Below are 22577 nucleotides of genomic sequence, written 5' to 3' on the forward strand. Positions count from 1 at the left end.
TGCGGTCTATGCTTCATCTAACCCAATGATTTGATAGCAGGAGTTTTTATGGCAGGAAGTCAAACCAAACCTCAAGTGGTCACGGTGAATTTGACGAATAAAGACGAGCTTTATGAGGCCTATATGCCATTTGTAAATAATGGCGGTTTGTTCTTGCCGACAAGGGGCACATTTCGATTAGGGCAAGAGATTTCGCTATTGCTGAACCTGATGGATGAGCCAGAAAAAATTCCTATGGCAGGTAAGGTTGTTTGGGTGACACCTCAAGGGGCGCAGGGTCGGCGCGTTGCAGGCATTGGTATTCAGTTCAACGATAATCACATTGGGCTACGTGATAAAATAGAAACTTATCTCGCTGGACGCTTAAGTTCACAGCATCCAACGCATACTTTATAACCGATCTAAAAATGAGCTTATTATGTATCTTATAGACTCTCACTGCCATTTAGACCGTCTGGATCTTAGTGCATATCAAGGAGATTTGTCAGCAGCTTTAGATGCCGCTCATGATCGTGGTGTAAGCCACTTCTTGGCCGTTAGCGTAACCTTAGATGATGTTGCTGAGCTGAAAGATCTTGCTCGTCAATATACCAGTGTATTTACTTCAGCAGGTGTGCACCCTCTGCAAGAGCTGCCTCATGAGCCTACAGTAGAGGAGATTGTTAAAGAGGCCGATGATGAGCTTGTTGTAGCAATTGGCGAGACTGGCTTGGATTATCACTATGCCCTTGAAACCAAAGCGATTCAAATTGAGCGTTTCAAACGTCATCTGCTAGCAGCACAAAAGCTGGATAAGCCCGTAATCATTCACACAAGAGATGCCAAAGAGGACACTTTACAACTATTGCGTGAATATGGCCCTAAAGCTGGCGGTGTTTTACATTGCTTTACTGAGGATTTGGAGATGGCGAGGGCTGGTGTTGCCTTAGGCTATTATATTTCTATTTCTGGTATCGTGACCTTTCGTAATGCTGATCAAGTTAGAGAGGTCGCAAAGGCAGTGCCATTAGACTGCCTGTTGGTGGAGACTGATGCACCTTATCTTGCACCAGCTCCTCATCGAGGTAAAAAATGTGAGCCAAAACATGTACGTGATGTAGCAGAATTTATTGCTGATCTGCGTGGCATCTCTTACGAAGAGCTAGCGATGCAAACAACCGCTAACTTTTTCCGCTTATTCAAAGGCGCTCGTCCGTTGGCAACACAGCGCTAATATCGACATATCACTAACCCTAAAAGGAGTTTAGGGCTAGTGTGGTTTGGTTGGGCTTGTTGATTCATAAAAGTCGCTGTCGGTTTGGGTTGATGGAATAATACTGCCATCTTTTTGACGCATATAGCCATCAGGAATTGCAGACTCTACATGCCCCTCTGGATAGACATACATTGACTCCTCCTCTGTGTTCAAAATACCTTTGCCGTGCCAAGGCAGTAAGCGGTAGTCAGCGTGCTCTGAAAAGTCCATAAATGGATATTTAATAATTTCAAAGTAGGGCGAGTAGTCAAAGTCTCTTGGTGTGCATAGCTGAGGGTTGCGTCGGAACAGTTGCACGCCGTGCTCGCCGCTTCTTTTCACTAGCGGCAATATAGGGAACTGAATAAAACCAAACGCCTCTGCAATCATGGTGGAGCAGACGGTGCGTGTTGGATTACCAATATTGTGTTGAAATAACGTTGAACGCCAGCGCCTTGGCATAATCCACCAAGGAAATAAGAAACGTGCTAAATCTAAAATTTGACGCACATTATATTCTTTTCCAAGCTGGCTAATGGCGTAGTGTGTAACCTGCTGGCTGTCGCGATGACTAAGTCCTCTTGGCCGACAAATACGAATATGGTCGTCTTTATAAGAGGCTAAATCACGAACCACCGTACCTAAGCCTAGCTCTGACTCAACAATTAACTGAGTATCTGCGGGATATGGAAAAAGTTCTGAAATAGTTTTTCTCAGCTCTGGGTCTTCAATATCATGAATGCGGCCAAGATAAAGCGCTGCATGGGACCAAGGGCTTTGTGTGATCATCTTGATCACATCGCTAACTCGAGAACGCCCTTCTATTAACAGTACATCACAAGGCCGTATTTCATAACGAATACGTTCAAAATCACTGAGCGGGAACTCTGGCGCAGCACGCTGTTCAGTGAGCCATTGAACAATGGGGCGAGTAATCCGTGTGACCTTCATAGCCATTTCTCCATCGCACCAGTAGATGCTATATCTGGTGAGTTTGAATCCTTGTATCAAATGATATTTAAGTTTTTAGTTAGCCATTGAATTTGAAATGATGCAGGGATTGTCTGACTTAAAGAATATGTCATTTTTCAAAAGCTGAACAGCTAATCGGTAAGAGAAAGATTTTTGGTTTTGGTTAGAAAATCAAATGAATGCTCATAAATTCATGAAAGCGTCACACATTAGGCGACCGATAAGCATATACTGCGATTGTGACATAACAATTAATAAAAAATTTAAATGAACACGGAGGGACTCGATATGAAAACTTATCAAGTCGAACAGTTCGAAATTATTGCCCGCCCAGAATTTAATCGTGTATTGCTACCTAAAGTAGGGCCTGATTTCAATCTTAAAGAAGCGAAACTATTCCTTGGTGAGGTTGGCACAGTGATGATTCGCGACCAACACTCAACTTTGGTATTTAACAACGTCAGTGAAAAAAGCCTTGGTTATATTCGAGCTGCGGGCGGCGTGTCTGTAATGGACCCAACACTGCAATCACATCCTAAACTGGCATATATCCCTTTGCATCATTAATGCTTAGCTGAAAATCCAACCTTATTGAATACGCAGCTGCTATGTTTTTACATGGTGGCTGTGCTGGCAATATTTAAACTCGCAATTGTTTGATTCTATTGAAAATACTTCTCCTCTCTAAAACGTAGTCGTTGTTGTTATTATCTCCATTTAATACTGTTTTGTGTGCAATGCAGCAAATGGCACTTCTCGACAGTATAGCCAAGGTTTACACTAGCAACTTTACAACCTTTATATAAGGTTATCCAAACAGATTAAAAAGGAGGTTTTATGTCTGAGCGTCCGCTATTCGCCTTGACTGAGCAGATTAACAATGAGCGTACTTGTGTTAATCATCTGTTTTTTCCCGCAGGCTGTGAAACCCGCTGGCATCGTCATGAGCGCGACTATGTAATTGTGCCTATGCAAGACTGCCAACTCGAAATTGATACTGGCAATGGGGCAATATCGGTGCCGATGAAAAAGGGAGAATGCTATTTTCGTTATGCAGGGGTAGAGCACAACGTGATAAATGACTCTGAGCAGGACATCACACTGCTTGAAATTGAAATAAAATAAAGATTATCTGACAGACCTGTATTCCCGACTGTTTTTCTGGGACAATGCTCGGCTGTGATAACCTCCTGCCGACTAGCCTGATAGATCTCTGATAATGAGCCCCATGACCAGTAAACATAAAACTGCACCAGACCTATTTTCTTATCCGCTTTATTGGGCGGAGTGTTTTGGCACTGCGCCATTTTTACCCACCACTCGGGAGGAGATGGATCTATTAGGCTGGGACAGTTGCGATGTGATTATTGTCACAGGTGACGCTTATGTTGACCATCCCAGTTTTGGCATGGCTGTTATGGGGCGCTTGTTAGAAGCTCAAGGCTATCGCGTAGGGATTATTGATCAGCCTGATTGGCGCAATGCAAAAGACTTTAAGCGTTTAGGTAAACCCAACCTTTATTTTGGCGTTACCGCAGGCAATATGGACTCTATGATCAACCGATATACGGCTGATCTAAAAGTACGTAATGACGATGCCTATACCCCATATGGTGAGGGTGGTAAACGTCCTGACCGCGCGGTGATTGTCTATTCGCAACGCTGCAAAGAAGCTTTTAATGATGTACCTGTAATGATTGGTGGCATTGAAGCCAGCCTAAGACGTATTGCCCAATATGATTATTGGAGCAACGAAGTGCGTCGCTCGGTATTGATCGACTCAACCGCAGATATTTTACTTTATGGTAACGCTGAGCGCGCTATTGTTGAGGTCACTCACGCCTTGGCCGCGGGTAAAACCATGGATGATTTGTTAACCATTCGCGGAACAACGGTGATTCGTGATACTCCTCCGGGTGGTTATACCGAAATCGACTCTACCCGTGTTGATTGGCCGGGCAAAGTCGACCAGATCTATAGTCCTTATGAATATATTCCTGAGGGTAAATGCCAAACTGAAGGTCAAGATGCTGATTCTGATGTGATGCCAATTCGGGTGATACCCGCACCTTTAAAAGGCAAAGAAAAGCTTGATGCGGACAAGACCTATGTGCGTCTGCCTTCCTTTGAAAAGGTCAACAAAGATCCTGTGCTTTATGCTCATGCCTCACGGGTTTTACACCTTGAATCAAACCCTCACAACGCCCGCGCTTTAATTCAAAAGCATGGCAAAAAAGAGATATGGGTGAATCCACCTCCTATTCCTTTGGAAACAGAAGAGATGGATGCGGTATTTGGTTTTAATTATGCCCGTGTGCCACACCCTAAGTATGGCAAAGCACGTATTCCAGCCTATGATATGATTCGTTTTTCAATCAATATCATGCGAGGCTGCTTTGGTGGCTGTACTTTCTGTTCTATTACAGAGCATGAAGGCCGAATTATTCAAAGCCGCTCTCATGAGTCAATATTGAAAGAAATTGAAGAGATTAAAACCAAAGTGACAGGCTTTACTGGTGCAATTTCTGACTTAGGAGGGCCAACCTCCAACATGTATATGCTGAACTGTAAAGACGATGAGATTCAGGCATCTTGCCGTAAGCTGTCTTGTGTTTACCCCGGTATTTGCACCAATCTAAATACTGATCACAGCCCAACCACACAACTCTACCGTAAGGCTCGTGCGATAGAGGGCGTGCACACAATCTCCATCGCTTCTGGCCTGCGTTATGACCTTGCCGTTGAAGACCCAGAATATGTGCGTGAGCTGGTGACCCATCATGTTGGCGGGTATTTAAAGATTGCACCAGAGCACTCAGAAATGGGTACTTTGTCCAAAATGATGAAACCGGGTATGGGAACCTACGACAACTTCAAGCGGATGTTTGATAAGTTCTCAAAAGAAGCGGGCAAAAAGCAGTATCTAATCCCTTACTTCATTGCGGCGCACCCTGGCTGTGAAGATGAAGATATGTTGAACTTGGCATTGTGGTTGAAGAAAAATGACTTCCGCCCAGACCAAGTGCAAACCTTCTATCCCTCGCCTATGTCGTTGGCCACGGCGATGTATCACTCAGATAAAAATCCGCTGAAGCAGGTCACTTACAAGAGTGAGAAACTGTACACGGCAAAAGATTATGATCAGCGGCGAGTGCAAAAAGGTTTCCTACGCTACCATGACCCGAAAAACTGGCCTGCACTACGGCAAACTTTGCGAGACATGGGGCGTGCTGATTTGATTGGTGAGGGTGCTAATAAGCTGGTGCCTGACGAAAGCAAAGACCCTGTTGGCCAGTACCGCAATCAAAAAGCGAAACCGGGGCAGCAGACCGGAGCCTCACATAGCAGTAATCGACCAACAATGGCTAAAAATGCAGCTGCCGCCAAAGCCGCTGCAAAAGCTGGTAAAAAGCCCGCACAGACCTCAGTTAAAAAAGCTGCCGCTGCGGCGGCTAATAACAAGCCTAAACCTACGGTGAAGGCTAGCGTCAGGCCAACAGGAAAGCCTAGTGCGAAAAAGCCAAGGCAGGTTAGCAAAAAGCGCGGTGCATAACCCGTTGCCCCAATAAGTTTATACAGAGTAAAAGGCGGATTTATCCGCCTTTGTTGTATTTAAAGACCGCTGACAAAAAACCTGAGGCGGCCTTTAAAAATAGAAGCTATGTTAAAAGTAACCGAGTATTTCTCTCGGCTTTATTTTATGTAGCAATGGACTGTCGTATATTGAGGCTCGTTGTATGCTAAAAAATCAATCACTCAAGACTCAGCTCAACCTGTCTTTTGGCATTTTGGTTGTGTTGCTGGTCATTATTTCAGTAGTGGCCTATTCAGGCTTATCTAATACCTACCAAGGCTTTACCGACTATCGTGGTCTTGCTCGTGATACCAATTTAGCAGGCCGAGTGCAGGCTAATATGCTGACAATGCGTTTGTCAGTTTTAAGTTTCTTAAATACACGCTCAGATCAGGCCTTAGCGGACTATCAAGAGCGAAAGGCGTTAATGACAAGCTTTCTAGAAGAAGCCTCAAAAGAGATTGTCGAGCCAAGCCGTGCCCAGTTGATTCGCAATATCAAAACTGAAATCCAAGATTATGACACTGCCTTTGCTGAAGTGGTCAAACTGTTCCATGAACGTAATCAGGTGGTCAGTGGGCGTTTAGACCCTGCGGGTCTAGCGATGCGTGTTGCGGTAACTGATATTGCGCGTTCCGCTTATGATGACGAAGATGCCTCTGCCGCTTATATGGCAGGGGTCGTACAAGAGCATTTATTATTGGGGCGTTTGTATGTCACTAAGTTCTTAGTGACCAATACCCAAGACGATGCAAACCGAGCAGAGCAAGAGTTAAACCAAACGTTAGTCTCTGCAATGACAGAGTTAGACTCACAGTTGCAAAACCCTAAGCGTCGTCAGTTACTTGCAGATTTACAGCGTAATCATGCGCAATACACCAAAGCCTTTACTGAAGTACAAAACATTATTGTGCGTCGTAACGATTTGATTAATAACACGCTGAATAGAATAGGCCCTGTTGTGGCGGATCAAATTGAGCAAGTCAAACTTTCTGTGAAAAATGAACAGGATGCATTAGGACCTGTCGTACAAACCGAGGCTGAAAATACGCTAATAATGGTCGGAGTGATCGCTCTATGCTCTGTGCTAGGAGGTGTTGTACTTGCGATGCTCATGGTGCGTATCATTCAACGACCTATTGGTGGTGAGCCAAGGGTTATCGCCAAAGTTGCAGAGGTGATCGCCAATGGTGATCTCAGTCAGAATCTGTCAGTGAAATCGGAGGATACAGGCATTTATCGTGCAGTGTGTGAAATGTCAGAGAAGCTGAAAACCTTATTGAGCGGTATTGTTGTGACCACGCAGCAGCTAGAGCGCTCAGCAGAGGAGGGCAGTGATGCGGCCAGTCGTAACACACAAACAGTTAATCAGCAGAAGAAAATGACAGATCAAGTGGTGGTGGCTGTTGAGGAGATGAGTCACAGTATTCAAGAGGTTGTACAAAATGCGGCAGAGTCAGCGGCGCGTTCGGAACAAGGTAAGGCCGAAACCAGTCGTGGTCGCAGCAGTGTCAAGCAAACGGTGCAGGCGATTAATGAGCTGGCCAATAAGCTGAACACTTCTATGCAAGAAATTAAAGAGCTAGAGCAAAAAAGCATGGAAATTGGCTCTGTGGTTGAAGTGATTCAAGGTATCTCCGAACAAACTAATCTCTTGGCATTAAATGCTGCCATTGAGGCCGCAAGGGCAGGTGAACAGGGTCGGGGCTTTGCAGTTGTAGCAGATGAGGTACGGACATTAGCACAGCGAACACAAGAGTCTACCACTGAAATTCAAGCGATGATTCAAGACCTGCAACAACGGACTAGCCGCACAGTGTCTGCGATTAAAAACTGTACAGACCAAGCCAATGACAGCGTACAGTGCTCTCAAGAAACAGATCAAGCCTTGCAAGTGATTGATGAAGTGATTGATGAGATTGCCCATATGAATAACCGTGTTGCGGTGGCGATTGAGCAACAATCTACGGTGACAGATGAAATGGCGCGTAATATGGCGGAGATATCGTCGACCTTAGAAAGCACAACCGAAAGTGTGCTTGCTGCTGAAAAGGCCAGTAAGAAAGTGGAGGAGATGGCCGACAGCTTAGGGAAATTGGTCTCAGGGTTTAAAGTTTAAGCAGAACGGGTTGATCTGATGACTATCAAGTGGTCGCTGATTCTAGTCAGCGGCCACTTTTTTTGTCATTGGTTTAAGTTTAGTCGCTACAGCACATCATTGATGGCGACACCTAGCCCGATGCGTTCAATATACTGATCGTAATCCGCTAAAGTGTCACCATAGCCCGTACGCGCAAGAATGTAGCCTTTCATACGACCGCCAATAGGAAAACTCCAGCTAACCTGAGCATTGCCCCGTTTAAATTGACTCTCTAAGTGATTACGCAGCCGGAATGTCACCACATGATTGTTGTGCCGATAGGCTGCTGCTACCTCATTGAGACCAACAAATGAAGCCAAGTCAACGTTATCATCTTGGCTTGAGGCCTCTGGAATGCGATACCAGCGTTTTAAAGATAAGCCCCAATCGCCGGTTGCAAATATGGCCTCTGCAAACAGTCGGTTCCAACTACGAGAATAATCACCACCTTGGCCGTTCGACTGGTGGTTAATGCCAAACAGTACCCCTTCCAAGGTTAAGCGCTTCATCAAGCGGTATTCAGTGCTGATACCGTAGACCAACTCCGGCTCATACATGGTTTCACGAAATGGTGCTGAGTTCTGATAAATTTGCCAGTACGACTGCTGTGTATAGGTGGCAATTAAAGCATCTTCTCGTGTCAGTAAACCTGTGGCGACAGGGAACTTGAAACTGAGCTGGAACTGGGCTTCTGTTGGCCCATAGTCGACCCCTCTTGATAAAGATGAGGCTTGATGCCCACTGTAATAGCTGGCAGGTAAAAAGTAGTTGGCTTTATAAGGCAAAAACACGAGAGGGTTGCTGGCCAATACCACTTCTTGATCTAGCCTTTGACGGACTGCGTTTACAACTTCGTCATCTGTCTCTGTCTCACTTGTTTCTGTCTGAGCGTATGAGAAGTGACTAGATAACGCTAAGCTGAGTAATAAGAGTCGACCTGTTGTTTGGCTTAACATTATTTAACCTCAGTCAACTGGCCATATTCTAAACGCAATACACGATCCATACGCTGCGCCAGTGCCATGTCATGGGTTACGGTGATAAAGCAGGTGTTGTGCTCTTGACCTATTTCTAACATCAATTGGTTTACAGATTCTGCGGTATTAGGATCAAGGTTGCCCGTTGGCTCATCAAGCAGAACGCAGCTAGGGTTGCCCACTAAAGCCCGAGCAATGGCCACTCGCTGGCGCTCGCCTCCAGATAGCTCCGCTGGTTTATGCTGCATACGATGTCCTAGCCCAACGCGCTCTAATAGAGCGGTTGCTTTGGGTATAATGTTTTTGCGCTTTTCGCCACGGATCAGCAGTGGCATCAGTACATTTTCGAGTGCTGTAAACTCGGGCAACAGATGATGTAGCTGATAAACAAAGCCCAAAGAACGGTTGCGAAACTTGCCTAGTTCCGCGTCTGTCATCTGTACTAGGTCTTGCCCTGCAATCAATACTTGGCCTGAGGTGGGCTTGTCTAAGCCTCCCAGCAGGTGCAGTAAGGTTGTCTTGCCAGAACCTGAACTACCTACAATGGCAACGCGCTCACCATGAAAGGCGGTAAACTCCAGATTATTCAACACTTGAATCTGCTCTGGGCCTTCTGAAAAAATCATATTCAATGCGACACATTGAAGTGCAGGCGCGTGACTTGTGTGTATTGAAGTCGATTTATTCATAGCGTAAAGCATCCGCAGGTTGAATACGTGACGCGCGCCACGCAGGGTACAAAGTGGATAGGAAGCTCATCACCAGTGCAGCGCCTGTAATGACCCAAACATCGTCTATTTTCAGTTCAGAGGGTAAATAGCTAATGAAATAGACACTGCTGTCCAAGAATTGAACCCCCAACAACTGCTCTACCCAAGCGACAAAATCACTTACATTAAGAGCCGCCAAAACACCCAGCACTGTACCAATTAAAGTGCCAGTTAAGCCAATCACCGTACCTTGAACCATAAATATCGCCATAATGGTTCCGGGTGTTGCTCCTAATGTGCGCAAAATTGCGATATCACCTTGTTTATCGGTGACCACCATAATTAAAGTTGAAACGATGTTAAATGCGGCAACTGCTATCACGATCATCAGCAATAAACCGATCATGCGTTTTTCCATTTGAATCGCTTGGAATAAGTTGCCGTGGGTGCGAGTCCAGTCACTACCGCGTAAGTGCTTCGGTAAGACTTGCAGTTGTTCCCAAACCACTCTTCGCGCATCAAATAGGTCGGTTAGTTGTAAGCGTACACCATGAATATCATCACCTAAGCGCATCAGTGTTTGCATATCACCGAGGTGTGCAACTGCCAGATTTGAATCAAGATCTGCCCCTACGCTAAACAGCCCAACGACCGTAAAACGCTTCATTCGAGGGAATACGCCCGCAGGTGTAATGGAAGCCTCAGGTAACATCAAGGTAACCTTGTCGCCCACATTGACACCTAAAAAGCGTGCCAGAAGATCCCCCAATATAATGCCAAACTCACCTGCTTTCAGATCATCTAGATGCCCGGCCTTCATATGCTGGTCGATGATGGATACACGGCCTTCTTGCTCTGGAAGCACACCGTTGATCAAAGCTCCGCGCACATTTCCGCGGGAGGTGAACATCCCTTGTGCTTTAACATAAGGCACTGCGGCAATAATCCGAGGGTCTTGTTCTAACTGTTGGGCGACATTAGGCCAGTCTAGAAAACCGCTGGTAGAGCTGATGGTGGCATGGGGCACCATGCCAAGAATGCGTTCACGTAGCTCTCGGTCAAAACCATTCATTACCGATAGCACCAAAATCAGCACCGCGACACCAAGGGTTAGACCGATCATCGAAGTTAAAGAGATAAAAGAGATAAAGTGATTACGTCGCTTGGCTCGCGTATAACGCAAGCCAATCAGAAAAGGAATTTTGTCAAACATCTGCACGGCTCAATTGTTTACTGCCTTAAAGGCTGAGGCGCACATCATACGGCAAAAAAAGGTCGTCTGAGTATAGTTCAGGTTTTTTTTCTACTGCATCAACCTAAGCAGAGCTGATTTTGCCGTTGTCATGCTGATCAGCGCCTTTGGCTATAAAGAAATGCCATATTTTTTCAGCTTCATCGCAACGGTGTTATGAGAGACTCCTAATCTGATGGCTAGCTTTCGTGATGATGGATATTGTGGGAATAAATCGGATAATAACTGTTGTTCAAAATGTTCAAGCGCGCTATTCCAGTCGGTAAACTGGTGGTTGGATTTCAGGTGCTGCTCTTGTGAGGGTTGATCTAAGCCTAGATGCTCTGCATTTAAAATCGGGTCGTCAGACATCGCTACGGCTCTAAATAAAATGTTTTGCAACTCTCGTATATTTCCCGGCCAGTGATGTTCTAACAGTCGATTCATACCTGATTCTGACAGCCTTGGTGGTTCTCGTCCGGTTTGTTCTGCCGCTCTTAAAATAAAATGCTCTGCCAAAGCTGGAATATCTGTTTGTCGTTGGCGTAATGGTGGCACTTTCAGATTGAGTACGTTAAGGCGGTAGTACAAATCCTCTCTAAACTCATGCTGTTCGGCCATCTCTAACAGATCACGGTGTGTTGCGCTGATAATACGAACATTAACGCTGATTTCTTTGTCTCCACCAATGCGCCGAAAGGAATACTCCTGTAGAAAGCGCAATAACTTAGCTTGCAAGTAAGGGGACATTTCGCCAATTTCATCTAAAAATACTGAGCCTCCATCAGCCCGCTCTAACAGCCCAGGTTTACCATTTTTATGTGCGCCAGAGAATGCGCCAGACACGTAGCCGAAAAGCTCACTTTCAAGTAAGTTTTCAGGTAATGCCGCACAGTTAATCGCCATGAATGGGAAGGCTGTGCGTGTCCCCTGATCATGCAAAATGTGCGCAAGCAGTTCTTTACCTGTGCCTGTTTCGCCTTGAATCAGTACTGGCATATCGAGTCGAGAGAATCGTTCTGTATACTTTAAAAGGGCCCTAGTGGCGTCAGATTGGCCAATCAAAGAGCTAGAGCTGCCGCTAATAGGGCGAGTAACGGCATTAATTTGCTGACCAATGCGACGTATGCTCTGAAGCAATAATACTGCACCAGTTACGACGACTTCGTTGCGGTTGTCAGAGAATACAGGTGTGATATCGACCAAAAAAGCTTGTCCAGAGAATGTGATATTTAGACTTGTTGGTTTTTGAGTCAGAAATGTTTGCAAACTGGTATCAGTAAACTCTGTTATTAAGCGCCCAGTAAGCGCTGCCTCAGACTCTTTGTTAAACATGGAAATAGCTGCGCTATTGGCGAGTAGTATTTTTCCATTAAGGTCAATATCTAGAATAGGGTCTCTTAGTTTTGATAGCACCGCATCTAGATGCTGGCTTTTACGTTCACCCGGCATCAGGTTCACTTCAAATACGTCTGTAATATCAGCTACATGGCGTAAAGCGGCTTTTAAATCCTCAACGGTTACACCATCGTTTAAGTCCAGTCTCACAAAAGTATGGTGAAGATACATCTCCATACTGACTAAATTCCATTGCTGGCGTGAAAACACCGCCAGAATTTCTTGAGTAATACCCAGTCGATCTCTTGACTTGATCACAAAGCGCATTGATATACCTGCTTTTTTATTGTTCTTGTAATTGTTTGTAATGAATAAATGACAGTGTAATTTATTTATTACAAAGTCGTGTTTATCTAGGTTTTATCAGTATTACTCATTGGATTTAGGTATTTCAAGTCATAAGTTTGTCATAAATTTATGACAGAAATCAGTCCTTATTAGGCTGTTTAAAATATAACCATTTGATTTTAAACAATATTTTTTATCTGGCTCAGCGGTTGCAATACCTTAGGGAGGAATAACAAGAACAAAAGCAAAAGGTAAACAAATGAGAGAGAACAATACCTCGATTAAAGGTGATCAGCGCGCCCAAAGCGCCCTTACAGAGGGTGTGCGCTGGGCCTCAGATCTCACTAGAGCGCGTCAAGCTGGGCCATCGTTAAGTCATAAAGACTGGAGCCAAGCTGGCTTTTCCACTGCTGCCGTACATGCGGGCACAATGGACGATGAAGCAACAGGTGCAGTTGGTACGCCAATCTATCAAACCTCTACCTTTTTACTAGGCGATGAGCAGTACCGTTCAGTTGAAGAAGGTTATGCCCGTGATCGTTTCATTTATACGCGTTATGGCAACCCTAATCAGTGGGCGTTACAAACTAAGCTTGCGGCTTTAGAAGGTGCAGAGTCGGCACTTGTATTCAGCTCGGGGATGGCAGCAATTACTGCAACGGTAATGGCTTTGCTTGATAAAGGTGCTCACATTGTGGCCTCAAATGAGTTGTATGGCGGTACGTACAACTTATTCAATCAAGAGATGCCTACTATGGGGATTAGCGTCAGCTATGTTGATCCTCGTGATTATGAGGCAATTGAAGCGGCCATTCGTCCTGAAACTCAGATGATGTACTTTGAGGCCTTAACCAACCCCCTGTTAAAGCTAGTGGATGTGCGCCGTTTAGCGGATATTGCAGAGCGTAAACAAGTACGTCTAGTGATTGATGGTACTTTTCTACCTCCCGTTTGCTGTCGAATGATTGAGCAGGGCGCAGACATTGTTATTCACTCCGCTTCCAAGTACTTAAATGGTCACAGTGATTTGATTGCTGGCGCTATTATGGGAAGTCGTAAGCTAGTGGATATGGTTTGGCCGCGCCTGTTGGCTTTTGGTGGCAGCCTAGACCCTCATGCGTGCTTTATGTTTGAGCGTGGCCTGAAAACACTGGCGATTCGTATGGCTGCCCATGAGCGATCTGCACTTAGCCTAGCGTCATATCTAGAAAAACATCCTCTTGTAAAGCGTGTTTATTACCCGCTGTTGTCAACACATCCTGACCACGATTTAGCTCAGCGCGTGCTTCGCAATGGTGGTGGCATGATCGCATTCGAAATTTCAGGAGGCGATACAGCAGCCCTTGAGCTGTTAAAACACCTGAAAATTCCAAAGCAAGCGACCAGTTTAGGCGGAGTCGAATCACTGGTTAGCCTGCCTTATAACACCTCTCATGCAGGCTATACCAGCAAGCAGCGTCTCGATATGGGCATAAACCCTGGCTGTGTACGTCTATCTGTCGGCATTGAAGATCCTGAGGATTTGATTGCCGATTTTGATCAAGCACTTAAAGCACTTTAGTTATCTCTACCCTTTTATTTACAAATTATTGGAGAAATACAATGCGTAATGGCATCTCTGTTACTGGCCTGAGCGAGTTTGTTGATGAAATCAAACAAAATGCAGAAGAGGGCATCGCTGCTTATGGCGTTGAGTTGAATTGGCAATCAGGCACGCGCTCAAAAGTAAAAACACTGCCTATGACGATTGGCACTCATCGTATCAGTCGTGATTTCAGCTGGGAAATTGATGAGCCTCGTCAGCTGCTAGGTTGTAACCATGCACCGAATCCGCAGGAGTACCTGCTCTCTGGTGTGGGTGCCTGCATTATGGTGGGTTTTGCAGTGGGCGCCTCTGTGATGGAAATTCAACTGGAAACTTTAAAAGTAACGGTGCAAGGCGAATTAAACTTGGCCGGATTCTTAAACATTACTCCTGATGTTCCAGTCTCATTTACTGAGCTGAAATATTGCATCGAAGTCGCTGGTAACGGCACCCCTGAGCAGTTCGAACAATTGCGTCAAACTGCACTGAAACAAAGTCCTAACGCCATGACTATCATGAACCAAGTCTCAGTTGTTGGTGATCTTATTATCAAATAACTCGACATAAAGGTTTCATGTCATACAACCATAAAATAAATACAAGAAAGGTATTCAACATGAAAAAACGTAATAAACTTTTTTCTATTTTAACAATGATCGCGCTCCCCTCATTGGCTTCGGCAAATTCGGCTGCGCTATGGGAATCATCAACGCTTAGTAAAGTAATAGAATCAAATGAACTTAGAGTTTGTTTTGAAGCGGGTTATATGCCGTTTGAAATGAAAGCTAAAAATGGTTCTTATATGGGATTTGATATTGATATCGCCAAAGAGCTTGCAAAGTCTATGGGGGTTAAACATGTGCCTGTTAATACCGCTTGGGATGGTATTATTCCTGCGCTTTTAACCAACAAGTGCGACATTCTTATTGGTGGTATGACAGTAACTTCTCAGCGTAATTTGAAAGTAAATTTTGCTGATCCTTATATTGTTGTGGGCCAGTCTTTGTTGATCAAGCCTTCTCTGAAGGGAGTTGTGACAAGTTATGCTGATCTCAACGACCCTAAATACGTGATTGCTGCCAAACTTGGAACCAGTGGTGAGATTGCTGCGAAGAAACTGATTGGCAAAGCCACTATTCGACTCTTTGAGTCAGAAGCAGAAGGCGCACTTGAAGTTGCCAATGGCAACGCCGATGCCTTGGTGTATGACTTCCCGTCAAATGCTATTTTTTCCTCACAAAATAAAGACCGAGTGATTCACCTTGATAAGCCATTTACCTATGAGCCATTAGGTTGGGCAATTCGAAAAGGCGATCCTGACTTTCTGAACTATTTAAACAACTTCTTACGCCAGATCAAAGGTGATGGCCGGTACATGGAAATGTACAAGAAGTGGTTTGCAAATGATGCATGGTTGAAGAAAGTTCAGTAATTAAAGACTAATCGAAACAGGGTTGAATCAAGATGGTTAAAACATCCAATAACCTGCTTTGGTATAGCATATTGTTCGCAATATTGCTGGGCCTAGGCTATTCCATCATTCTGGCAAGCCAGAGCATACAGTATACATGGCGCTGGGAACGTATTGTGCCCTATCTCATTAATACGGAGCCAAAACCAATACTGTCGCCTTATGACGGCACTGTCACAGTCAGTGCAAATGCTGACGCCATAATGGTGAGCTCAGACGATGGTGAGTCTGCTTTTGAAGTGAAAGTTTTCTCACAGCTGGAAGTGGAAGACGGTGATCAGGTGTTTGAAGGCGATGTTATCGCAAGCTTGTCTGAATGGCGCTTAGGCCCTATTGCAAATGGCTTGCTAATGACGCTGAAAATTTCCATCGTATCGCTCTTTTTCGCAGTCGTGATTGGTCTGTTTGTCGGGTTGGCTAGAATCTCTAGCAACCCGATTTTAAAACACCTCTCAATGCTCTACGTCGAGCTGGTACGAGGGACGCCACTGTTAGTACAAATTTTCATTTTCTACTTCTTCATCGGCACAGTTCTGGAGCTAGACCGCTTTACTGCTGGGGCAGCCGCGCTCTCAGTTTTTGCTGCGGCCTATGTTGCAGAGATTATTCGCTCAGGTATTCAGTCCGTTCCTGTTGGGCAGATGGAGGCTGCACGAAGCCTTGGTATGACCTATGTACAAGCCATGGTCTATATCATTTTACCGCAGGCATTTAAACGTACATTACCGCCTATGGCCGGGCAGTTTATCACACTGATTAAAGACTCATCCTTAGTATCAGTTATCTCTATTACTGACTTAACAAAGGCAGGTCGAGAGGTTGTCAGTGGCACATTTGCACCTTTTGAAGTCTGGTTCACAGTGGCGTTGTTATATCTGCTATTGACTGGAAGTTTGTCATGGTTAGTGAACAAATTAGAAAAAAGGATGGCGAGCAGTGACTAATCAATATCAAGGCAATGACATGATCGTTGCGAAAAATATCGACAAGTACTACCCCAATGGTTGTCATGCATTAAAAGCCGTCTCTGCGACTATCAATCGAGGTGAGGTAGTGGTTGTCATAGGGCCATCTGGCTCAGGAAAATCAACATTTTTACGCACTTTGAATCAGCTTGAAACGATTACAACAGGCGAGATTATAGTTGATGGCATCAATATGTATGCCTCTAGCACGAACATTAATAAGTTGCGTGAAGAAGTTGGAATGGTGTTTCAAAACTTCAACCTCTTTCCCCATATGAACGTGCTAGAAAATGTCATGTTGGCACCGATGAAAGTCTCTAAGCGTAAGCGTGAGGATGTTGAGCCTCTAGCACGAAAAATATTGTGCAAAGTGGGCTTGGAGGCGCGTATTGATAATTACCCGTCTCAGCTTTCTGGAGGGCAAATGCAGCGTGTCGCTATTGCTAGGGCGCTGGCAATGGAACCTGATGTGATGCTGTTTGATGAACCAACCTCTGCCCTTGATCCAGAAATGGTAGGGGAGGTATTGGAGGTCATGAAGCAACTTGCCAGCGACGGTATGACGATGGTGGTTGTAACTCACGAAATGGGCTTTGCACGAGAGGTTGCTGATCGAGTGCTCTTTATGGAGGACGGTCAGCTATTGGTAGACGATACGCCAGAGTCATTTTTTGACAACCCTTCTCATCCAAGGTTAGCAAGCTTTCTTTCGCAAGTGCTTTAGATGAGTGAAGGCAGAGATTGAGCTTATCTGCTGTATCAGACAAAGGCATAGGCTGAAAGCCGGCTGATTTTGACTGAATACACCATATTAGTGCTTTAAAAGTGGCATTTTTGAAAATTAAAGCTAACGACTCGGTGATAGATTTAATAGGCAATTTGATCCTAGGGTGATCCAAATCCCTTGGTTTAAAACAGTCCAGAAGACTGAGATACACGTCCTTAAAAGGGACTTTGTTCAGGGACTTTAAAAGAGTCCCTTTATTTACCCTGTCGTTTAGTCCTTTGGGAAAATATTATGAATACAGTGACCCCTAATACCGAGCCTTATAACAATGAAGATATGGCTCAAGAGAACCAAGAATGGATCGAAGCGCTTAATAATATATTAGATGAGCAAGGTGACCTGCGCGGCAAGGATATACTACGCATACTGCAAGATTATATGTTAAGTAAAAATATTAACTTAACAGAAGCAACGCTTAATACACCTTATCGAAATAGTATCTCTGTTAATGAACAACCTGCTTATCCAGGACAGGCAGAGTTAGAGCGTAAAATAGAAAACATTATCCGCTGGAATGCGGCGGCAATGGTGCTAAAAGCTAATGACGCAGGCACCGGTGTAGGTGGTCATATCGCCACTTATCAATCAGCGGCTACCATGCTAGAAGTGGGCTTTAATCACTTTTTTAGAAATAAATCAGAAGGCTATGGTGGTGACCAACTGTTGGTGCAGGCACATGCCGCGCCTGGTTTGTATGCGCGCGCCTATCTTGAAGGGCGCTTAACAGCCGAACAGATGACCAATTTCCGCCGTGAGCTACAAACAGGCGGCGGTTTAAGTTCTTATCCTCACCCACGGCGGATGCCTGATTTTTGGCAAGGCCCAACGGCTTCTATGGGCTTGTCGACGCCTTCTGCTATCTATCAAGCCCGTTTTATGAAGTACCTAGAAAACCGTGGGTTGAAAGCTGCTGATGGCGGTAAAGTTTGGTGCTTTATTGGTGACGGCGAATCAGATGAGCCAGAAGTGCTCGGCACCATAAATATGGCCACAAGGGATAATCTCGACAACCTTGTTATGGTGGTGAACTGTAACCTTCAACGTCTAGATGGCCCTGTTCGTGGTAACGGTAAAATTATCCAAGAGCTTGAGCGTAGCTATCGTGGCGCTGGCTGGAATGTCATTAAAGTTATTTGGGGTAGTGAGTGGGATGAGCTATTCGCCCGTGATCACGAAGGTGTGCTGCAAGCCCGTATGGATCGAGCTGTAGATGGTGATTATCAGTTTTATACCGTGTCAGATGGTGAAACGGTGCGTAATCACTGGATTGAAGAAGATGCGCGCTTAGCCGAGTTGATGAAAATTCTGAACAATGAAGAGATTCGTTGTATCAGACGTGGTGGTCAAGATCGTAAGAAAATCTATGCCGCATTTGAACGTGCGGCTAATGCTCAGGGGCGTCCAACGGTTATTTTGATGAAAACCGTGAAAGGCGATGGCATGGGCGCTTCGGCAGAAGGCCAAAATACAGCGCACCAGAAAAAACAACTGTCAGCTGAAGAACGCATCGAAATGGGACGTCGTTTTGGTATCCCGCTGAGTGATGAGGCTCTGGCAAATGCCGATCTATATTTGCCGGAACCAGACAGTGCAGAAATGCGTTATATGCATGCACGTCGCGAGTCTTTAGGTGGCTATCTACCTTCTCGTAAGGTTGAACATCCAGCGGTGCAAGCCCCTGAGTTATCACTATTTAAAGATGCAGTAAATGGTTCTGAGCGTGAACAGTCCTCTACCATGGCTTTCGTACGTATGCTAGCGCGTATGATGAAAGATAAGAGTATTGGTCGTTATGTGGTGCCGATTGTGCCGGATGAGGCGCGTACTTTTGGTATGGAATCACTGTTTAATCAGTTTGGTATCTACTCATCTGAAGGTCAAAAATACAAGCCGGTAGATTCCAGTAGTTTGCTGCCTTACAAAGAAGCTAAGGATGGTCAGTTATTACAAGAGGGGATTTGTGAAACGGGCGCAATGGCCTCCTTCTTAGCGGCTGGTACGGCCTATGCGAATTACTCTGTGCCGACTATACCGTTTTACATTTTTTACTCAATCTTTGGCTTTCAGCGTGTCGGCGACATGATCTGGGCTTGTTCAGATAGTTTGGCAAAAGGCTTTTTATTGGGTGCAACGGCAGGGCGTACCACACTGAATGGTGAGGGTTTACAGCACCAAGATGGTCACTCCCATGCAATTGCGGCCACTGTGCCCAACATGTATAGCTATGATCCAGCTTTTGCGTATGAGCTTGCAGTGATTGTGCGTGACGGGATTGAGCGTATGTATGAGCGTGATGAAAAAATCTTTTATTACATCACCTTATATAACGAAAACTACCCAATGCCAGCTATGCCTGAGGGCGTTACTGAAGGTGTGTTGCAAGGGCTTTACCGTTTCAAAGCAGATCAAACAGAGGGCTATAAAGTACATCTCATCGGCAGTGGCAGCTTAATGCAAGAGGTGCTTAAAGCGGCAGATATTTTGGCTGAATATGGATGTAGCACAGATATTTGGAGTGCAACCAGTTACAACCAGCTAACCCGTGAAGCTTTAGCTGTAGAGCGCCACAACATGCTCAATCCTGAACAGCCTAAACAGAACTATGTTCAACGGTTAATGGCAGATGAAACAGGTAGCTTTGTGGCGGTCAGTGATTTTGTTAAGTCATTGCCAAATGGGATTGCACGCTGGTTCCCTCAAGGTTTAGTCACTTTAGGTACAGATGGCTTTGGGTTGAGTGAAAGCCGTCCGTCATTGCGTGATCACTTTGAGGTGGATGCTCGTTATATCGCGTGGGCTGCACTTGCTGATCTCTATAAAAAATCGGTGCTGCCAATTGAGACGCTGAATCAAGCGCGTGAAGCGTTGAATATTCCACGTGAGAAGGCTGACCCTGCATTGTTCTAAGCCTGATCAAGCCCTGTATCGGCTTTAGTGTTGAGTTTATTTTATTTCTTCAGCCCTGTTATGGGCTGAGGCATCCGTACTCTAGGAGTGTCTGATGGCTACGGAAATTGTTTTTATGCCAGAAGTAGATGGCAGCGGGGATGTTATTGAGTATTGCGTTGAGCTAGGCGCGCAAATCGCAATAGATGATCCTCTGATTGTTTTTGAATCTGATAAAGCTTCAATGGAAGTACCCTCCGCAGTTGAAGGTATTTTAGTTGAATGGTTGGTTGAGCTAGGTAGTAAAGCAGAGTCTGGCACACCTTTGGCGCGTATTGAGTTAGTTGATACTGTTTCTGAAGTTGAGAAAAACAAAACCTCTGAGGTTGCTGAGAAAACGGCTACGGCTGTGGAGCAACCCTTAGTAGAGGAAACAGCACCGGCTCAAAGCGTGACGATTGAAACAATTACCATGCCTGAAGTAGAGGGCAGTGGTGATGTTATCGAATATTGTGTGGACATTGGATCGCAGATCGAAATTGATGACCCCCTTATTGTCTTTGAGTCAGATAAGGCTTCAATGGAGGTGCCAGCATCTGCAAAAGGTGTATTGATTGAATGGCTAGTTGAATTGGGTAGTAAAGCAGAGTCAGGCACACCTTTGGCGAGGGTTGAAGTTGTCAGTTCAGCCCGTGCAGGCGCTCAAAATAAAGTGTCAGCACAACCTGCTCAAACACCTGCTGCATCTGTTTCTCATGCGGATAGCATCATACCGCAAAAGCCTGTAACGCTGGCACCAGCCGTAACAGATATCGCACAGCCTGTTGTATCGGCAGAGGTGTATGCAGGGCCTGCGACCCGAAAATTAGCGCGAGAGTTAGGTGTAGCCCTAAATAAAGTACAGGGTTCGGGTAACCGTGGCCGTATTTTAAAAGATGATGTTAAGCGCTTTGTTAAGCAGCAGATGTCTCAACCACAAGTAAGTGCAGCCCAATCTCTATCGGGTTCAGGTATTCCTGCAATGCCTACAGTGGACTTCAGTCAGTTTGGTGACATTGAGGAGAAAACGCTTTCAGGCATTGCCAAGGCAACCTCAGCGCATATGACACGCTGCTGGCTGAATATTCCTCATGTCACGCTATTTGATGAGGTTGATATTTCGGAGCTAGAACGTTTCCGAGCACGTTGTAAGCCTGAACAGTATGGTATGGAGAAAAAACCAACGGTTTTACCTTTTATCATCATGATCATTGCTAAAGCGTTGCGCCGCTATCCGCAGTTTAATAGCGCTCTGAGCGCCGACGGCGAAACCTTAATCTATAAGCAATATATCAATATCGGTATTGCTGTAGATACGCCAGCAGGGTTGGTGGTGCCGGTCATCAAAAATGCTGACCAGAAGAGTATTGCTGAGTTAAGCCAAGAGATTGCAAATTATGCTGCTAAAGCCCGTGACCGGAAACTGAAAGCAGAAGATATGCAAGGTGGGTGTTTCACTATTTCCAGTTTAGGTGCGATGGGTGGCACTGGCTTTACCCCTATTATTAATGGCCCAGAGGTGGCGATTTTAGGTGTGGCTCGCTCAGAAATTAAACCGGTTTGGAATGGCGAAACATTCTTGCCCGCTACTAAATTGCCACTGAGTTTGTCTTTTGATCACAGAGTGATTAATGGCGCAGACGCAGGGCGATTTATGTCGATGGTACATCAATGTCTTGCGGATATTGGTTGTACTTTGCTGTAAACCGCTTGTGATCTTGCCAGCAAGCGGAGTTGTTAATTGTAGTCCTTCCCTATACGGCTAAGCCAAGCTGTTTTGAGTGGTTCTCACGAACCACTCTTTTTTCAGTATTATCATTGCCTATAAATTTTTTATAAAAAACTGTTGCTTTTCATGAGGATACCTCTATAATGCGCTGCATCTCTTAGAGAGATCCCTGATAGCTCAGTCGGTAGAGCAGTAGACTGTTAATCTATTGGTCGCAGGTTCAAGTCCTGCTCGGGGAGCCAAATTTAAAAGCCAGCTTACTAGTAAGCTGGCTTTTTTTATGCCTGATATTTACCTCACGCTAGTTTGCCCCTCGATTCCCATATCTTCTATAAAGTGACTATTTAGTCGCATTTAGTCCAGCAAATTTGCTAAGAAAGCATTTGACAGATTTCTGTTTTTGCCGCATTGTAATTCCATAATCAAACGGTCGTATGAAATGTTTGTATGAAACACGAAGTCGACTTAATCATCAGTTCAAAAGCATTGGCAGTAAGCAAGGTTGAATGCGGGTTCTAGAATTGAATGACAGAATTCTGAACAGTTGTTATGAAACCGCTATGCTGAATACAAGAACAACCACCCAATCGG

At 45.0% G+C, this 22577-nt stretch carries 18 protein-coding genes and 1 tRNA gene; 14 read left to right on the forward strand and 5 right to left on the reverse strand.

Translation table 11 applies throughout. The features are described from left to right. Positions 1–48 precede the first annotated feature (48 nt). Entirely contained in the window at positions 49–396 is a 348-nt protein-coding gene (locus tag B5D26_RS10690) for a PilZ domain-containing protein (RefSeq protein WP_078745730.1), read from the forward strand. 22 nt (positions 397–418) lie between these two features. After that, complete coding sequence (locus B5D26_RS10695) at positions 419–1213, forward strand: TatD family hydrolase (protein ID WP_078745731.1); 795 nt, start codon at positions 419–421, stop codon at positions 1211–1213. A 36-nt stretch (positions 1214–1249) separates the two neighbouring features. Here B5D26_RS10695 and B5D26_RS10700 read toward each other — a convergent pair whose 3' ends face one another. Beyond that, complete coding sequence (locus tag B5D26_RS10700; RefSeq protein WP_139776648.1) at positions 1250–2185, reverse strand: C40 family peptidase; 936 nt, start codon at positions 2183–2185, stop codon at positions 1250–1252. A 309-nt stretch (positions 2186–2494) separates the two neighbouring features. On the opposite strand from B5D26_RS10700, the gene B5D26_RS10705 reads away from it, so the two are divergent. The 4 genes from B5D26_RS10705 (at position 2495) to B5D26_RS10720 (ending at position 7899) form a co-directional block, all read left to right on the forward strand. After that, positions 2495–2773 carry a hypothetical protein gene (locus tag B5D26_RS10705; protein ID WP_078745733.1) on the forward strand — a complete coding sequence of 93 codons (279 nt, stop codon included), beginning with the start codon at positions 2495–2497 and terminating at the stop codon, positions 2771–2773. Positions 2774–3043: 270 nt separating this feature from the next. Further along, positions 3044–3331, forward strand: coding sequence for a cupin domain-containing protein (locus B5D26_RS10710; protein WP_078745734.1), 288 nt, complete (start codon positions 3044–3046; stop codon positions 3329–3331). Positions 3332–3434: 103 nt separating this feature from the next. Beyond that, positions 3435–5759 (forward strand): YgiQ family radical SAM protein, encoded by a 2325-nt coding sequence (locus B5D26_RS10715; protein ID WP_078745789.1) that lies wholly within the window; start codon positions 3435–3437, stop codon positions 5757–5759. A 184-nt stretch (positions 5760–5943) separates the two neighbouring features. Then, a complete protein-coding gene (locus tag B5D26_RS10720) occupies positions 5944–7899 on the forward strand; it encodes a methyl-accepting chemotaxis protein (RefSeq protein ID WP_078745735.1) in 1956 nt (651 codons plus the stop codon). Positions 7900–7985: 86 nt separating this feature from the next. Here the strand turns inward: B5D26_RS10720 and B5D26_RS10725 are convergent, their stop codons facing one another. The 4 genes from B5D26_RS10725 to B5D26_RS10740 all read right to left on the reverse strand — a co-directional run bounded on the left by B5D26_RS10725 (position 7986) and on the right by B5D26_RS10740 (position 12503). Beyond that, entirely contained in the window at positions 7986–8876 is an 891-nt protein-coding gene (locus tag B5D26_RS10725) for a phospholipase A (RefSeq protein WP_078745736.1), read from the reverse strand. Continuing rightward, positions 8876–9586, reverse strand: coding sequence for a lipoprotein-releasing ABC transporter ATP-binding protein LolD (gene lolD / locus B5D26_RS10730; protein WP_139776647.1), 711 nt, complete (start codon positions 9584–9586; stop codon positions 8876–8878). Before lolD ends, B5D26_RS10725 begins: the two co-directional genes overlap by 1 nt. After that, complete coding sequence (locus B5D26_RS10735; RefSeq protein ID WP_078745738.1) at positions 9579–10820, reverse strand: lipoprotein-releasing ABC transporter permease subunit; 1242 nt, start codon at positions 10818–10820, stop codon at positions 9579–9581. The genes lolD and B5D26_RS10735 overlap by 8 nt, the downstream gene beginning before the upstream one ends. Before the next feature lie 150 nt (positions 10821–10970). Then, a complete protein-coding gene (locus B5D26_RS10740; protein ID WP_078745739.1) occupies positions 10971–12503 on the reverse strand; it encodes a sigma 54-interacting transcriptional regulator in 1533 nt (510 codons plus the stop codon). A gap of 280 nt (positions 12504–12783) precedes the next feature. On the opposite strand from B5D26_RS10740, the gene B5D26_RS10745 reads away from it, so the two are divergent. The 8 genes from B5D26_RS10745 to B5D26_RS10780 all read left to right on the forward strand — a co-directional run bounded on the left by B5D26_RS10745 (position 12784) and on the right by B5D26_RS10780 (position 22228). Next, positions 12784–14085, forward strand: a complete 1302-nt coding sequence (locus B5D26_RS10745) for a trans-sulfuration enzyme family protein (RefSeq protein WP_078745740.1) — start codon at positions 12784–12786, stop codon at positions 14083–14085. A 41-nt stretch (positions 14086–14126) separates the two neighbouring features. After that, the gene (locus B5D26_RS10750; RefSeq protein ID WP_078745741.1) at positions 14127–14666 is read left to right on the forward strand and encodes an OsmC family protein; all 540 of its coding nucleotides are present in this window, start codon (positions 14127–14129) and stop codon (positions 14664–14666) included. Between the two features lie 59 nt (positions 14667–14725). Then, positions 14726–15541 (forward strand): transporter substrate-binding domain-containing protein, encoded by an 816-nt coding sequence (locus B5D26_RS10755; RefSeq protein WP_078745742.1) that lies wholly within the window; start codon positions 14726–14728, stop codon positions 15539–15541. A 32-nt stretch (positions 15542–15573) separates the two neighbouring features. Beyond that, complete coding sequence (locus B5D26_RS10760) at positions 15574–16524, forward strand: amino acid ABC transporter permease (RefSeq protein WP_078745743.1); 951 nt, start codon at positions 15574–15576, stop codon at positions 16522–16524. Next, complete coding sequence (locus tag B5D26_RS10765) at positions 16517–17269, forward strand: amino acid ABC transporter ATP-binding protein (protein ID WP_428838711.1); 753 nt, start codon at positions 16517–16519, stop codon at positions 17267–17269. Before B5D26_RS10760 ends, B5D26_RS10765 begins: the two co-directional genes overlap by 8 nt. Before the next feature lie 294 nt (positions 17270–17563). Further along, on the forward strand, positions 17564–20239 hold the full coding sequence (gene aceE, locus B5D26_RS10770) for a pyruvate dehydrogenase (acetyl-transferring), homodimeric type (RefSeq protein WP_078745744.1): 2676 nt from the start codon (positions 17564–17566) through the stop codon (positions 20237–20239). Positions 20240–20333: 94 nt separating this feature from the next. Then, complete coding sequence (locus B5D26_RS10775) at positions 20334–21962, forward strand: 2-oxo acid dehydrogenase subunit E2 (RefSeq protein WP_078745745.1); 1629 nt, start codon at positions 20334–20336, stop codon at positions 21960–21962. 190 nt (positions 21963–22152) lie between these two features. After that, positions 22153–22228: transfer RNA gene (locus B5D26_RS10780), tRNA-Asn, on the forward strand. Positions 22229–22577 lie beyond the last annotated feature (349 nt).

Source organism: Oceanospirillum multiglobuliferum (assembly GCF_900167095.1).
GTDB lineage: Bacteria > Pseudomonadota > Gammaproteobacteria > Pseudomonadales > Halomonadaceae > Oceanospirillum > Oceanospirillum multiglobuliferum.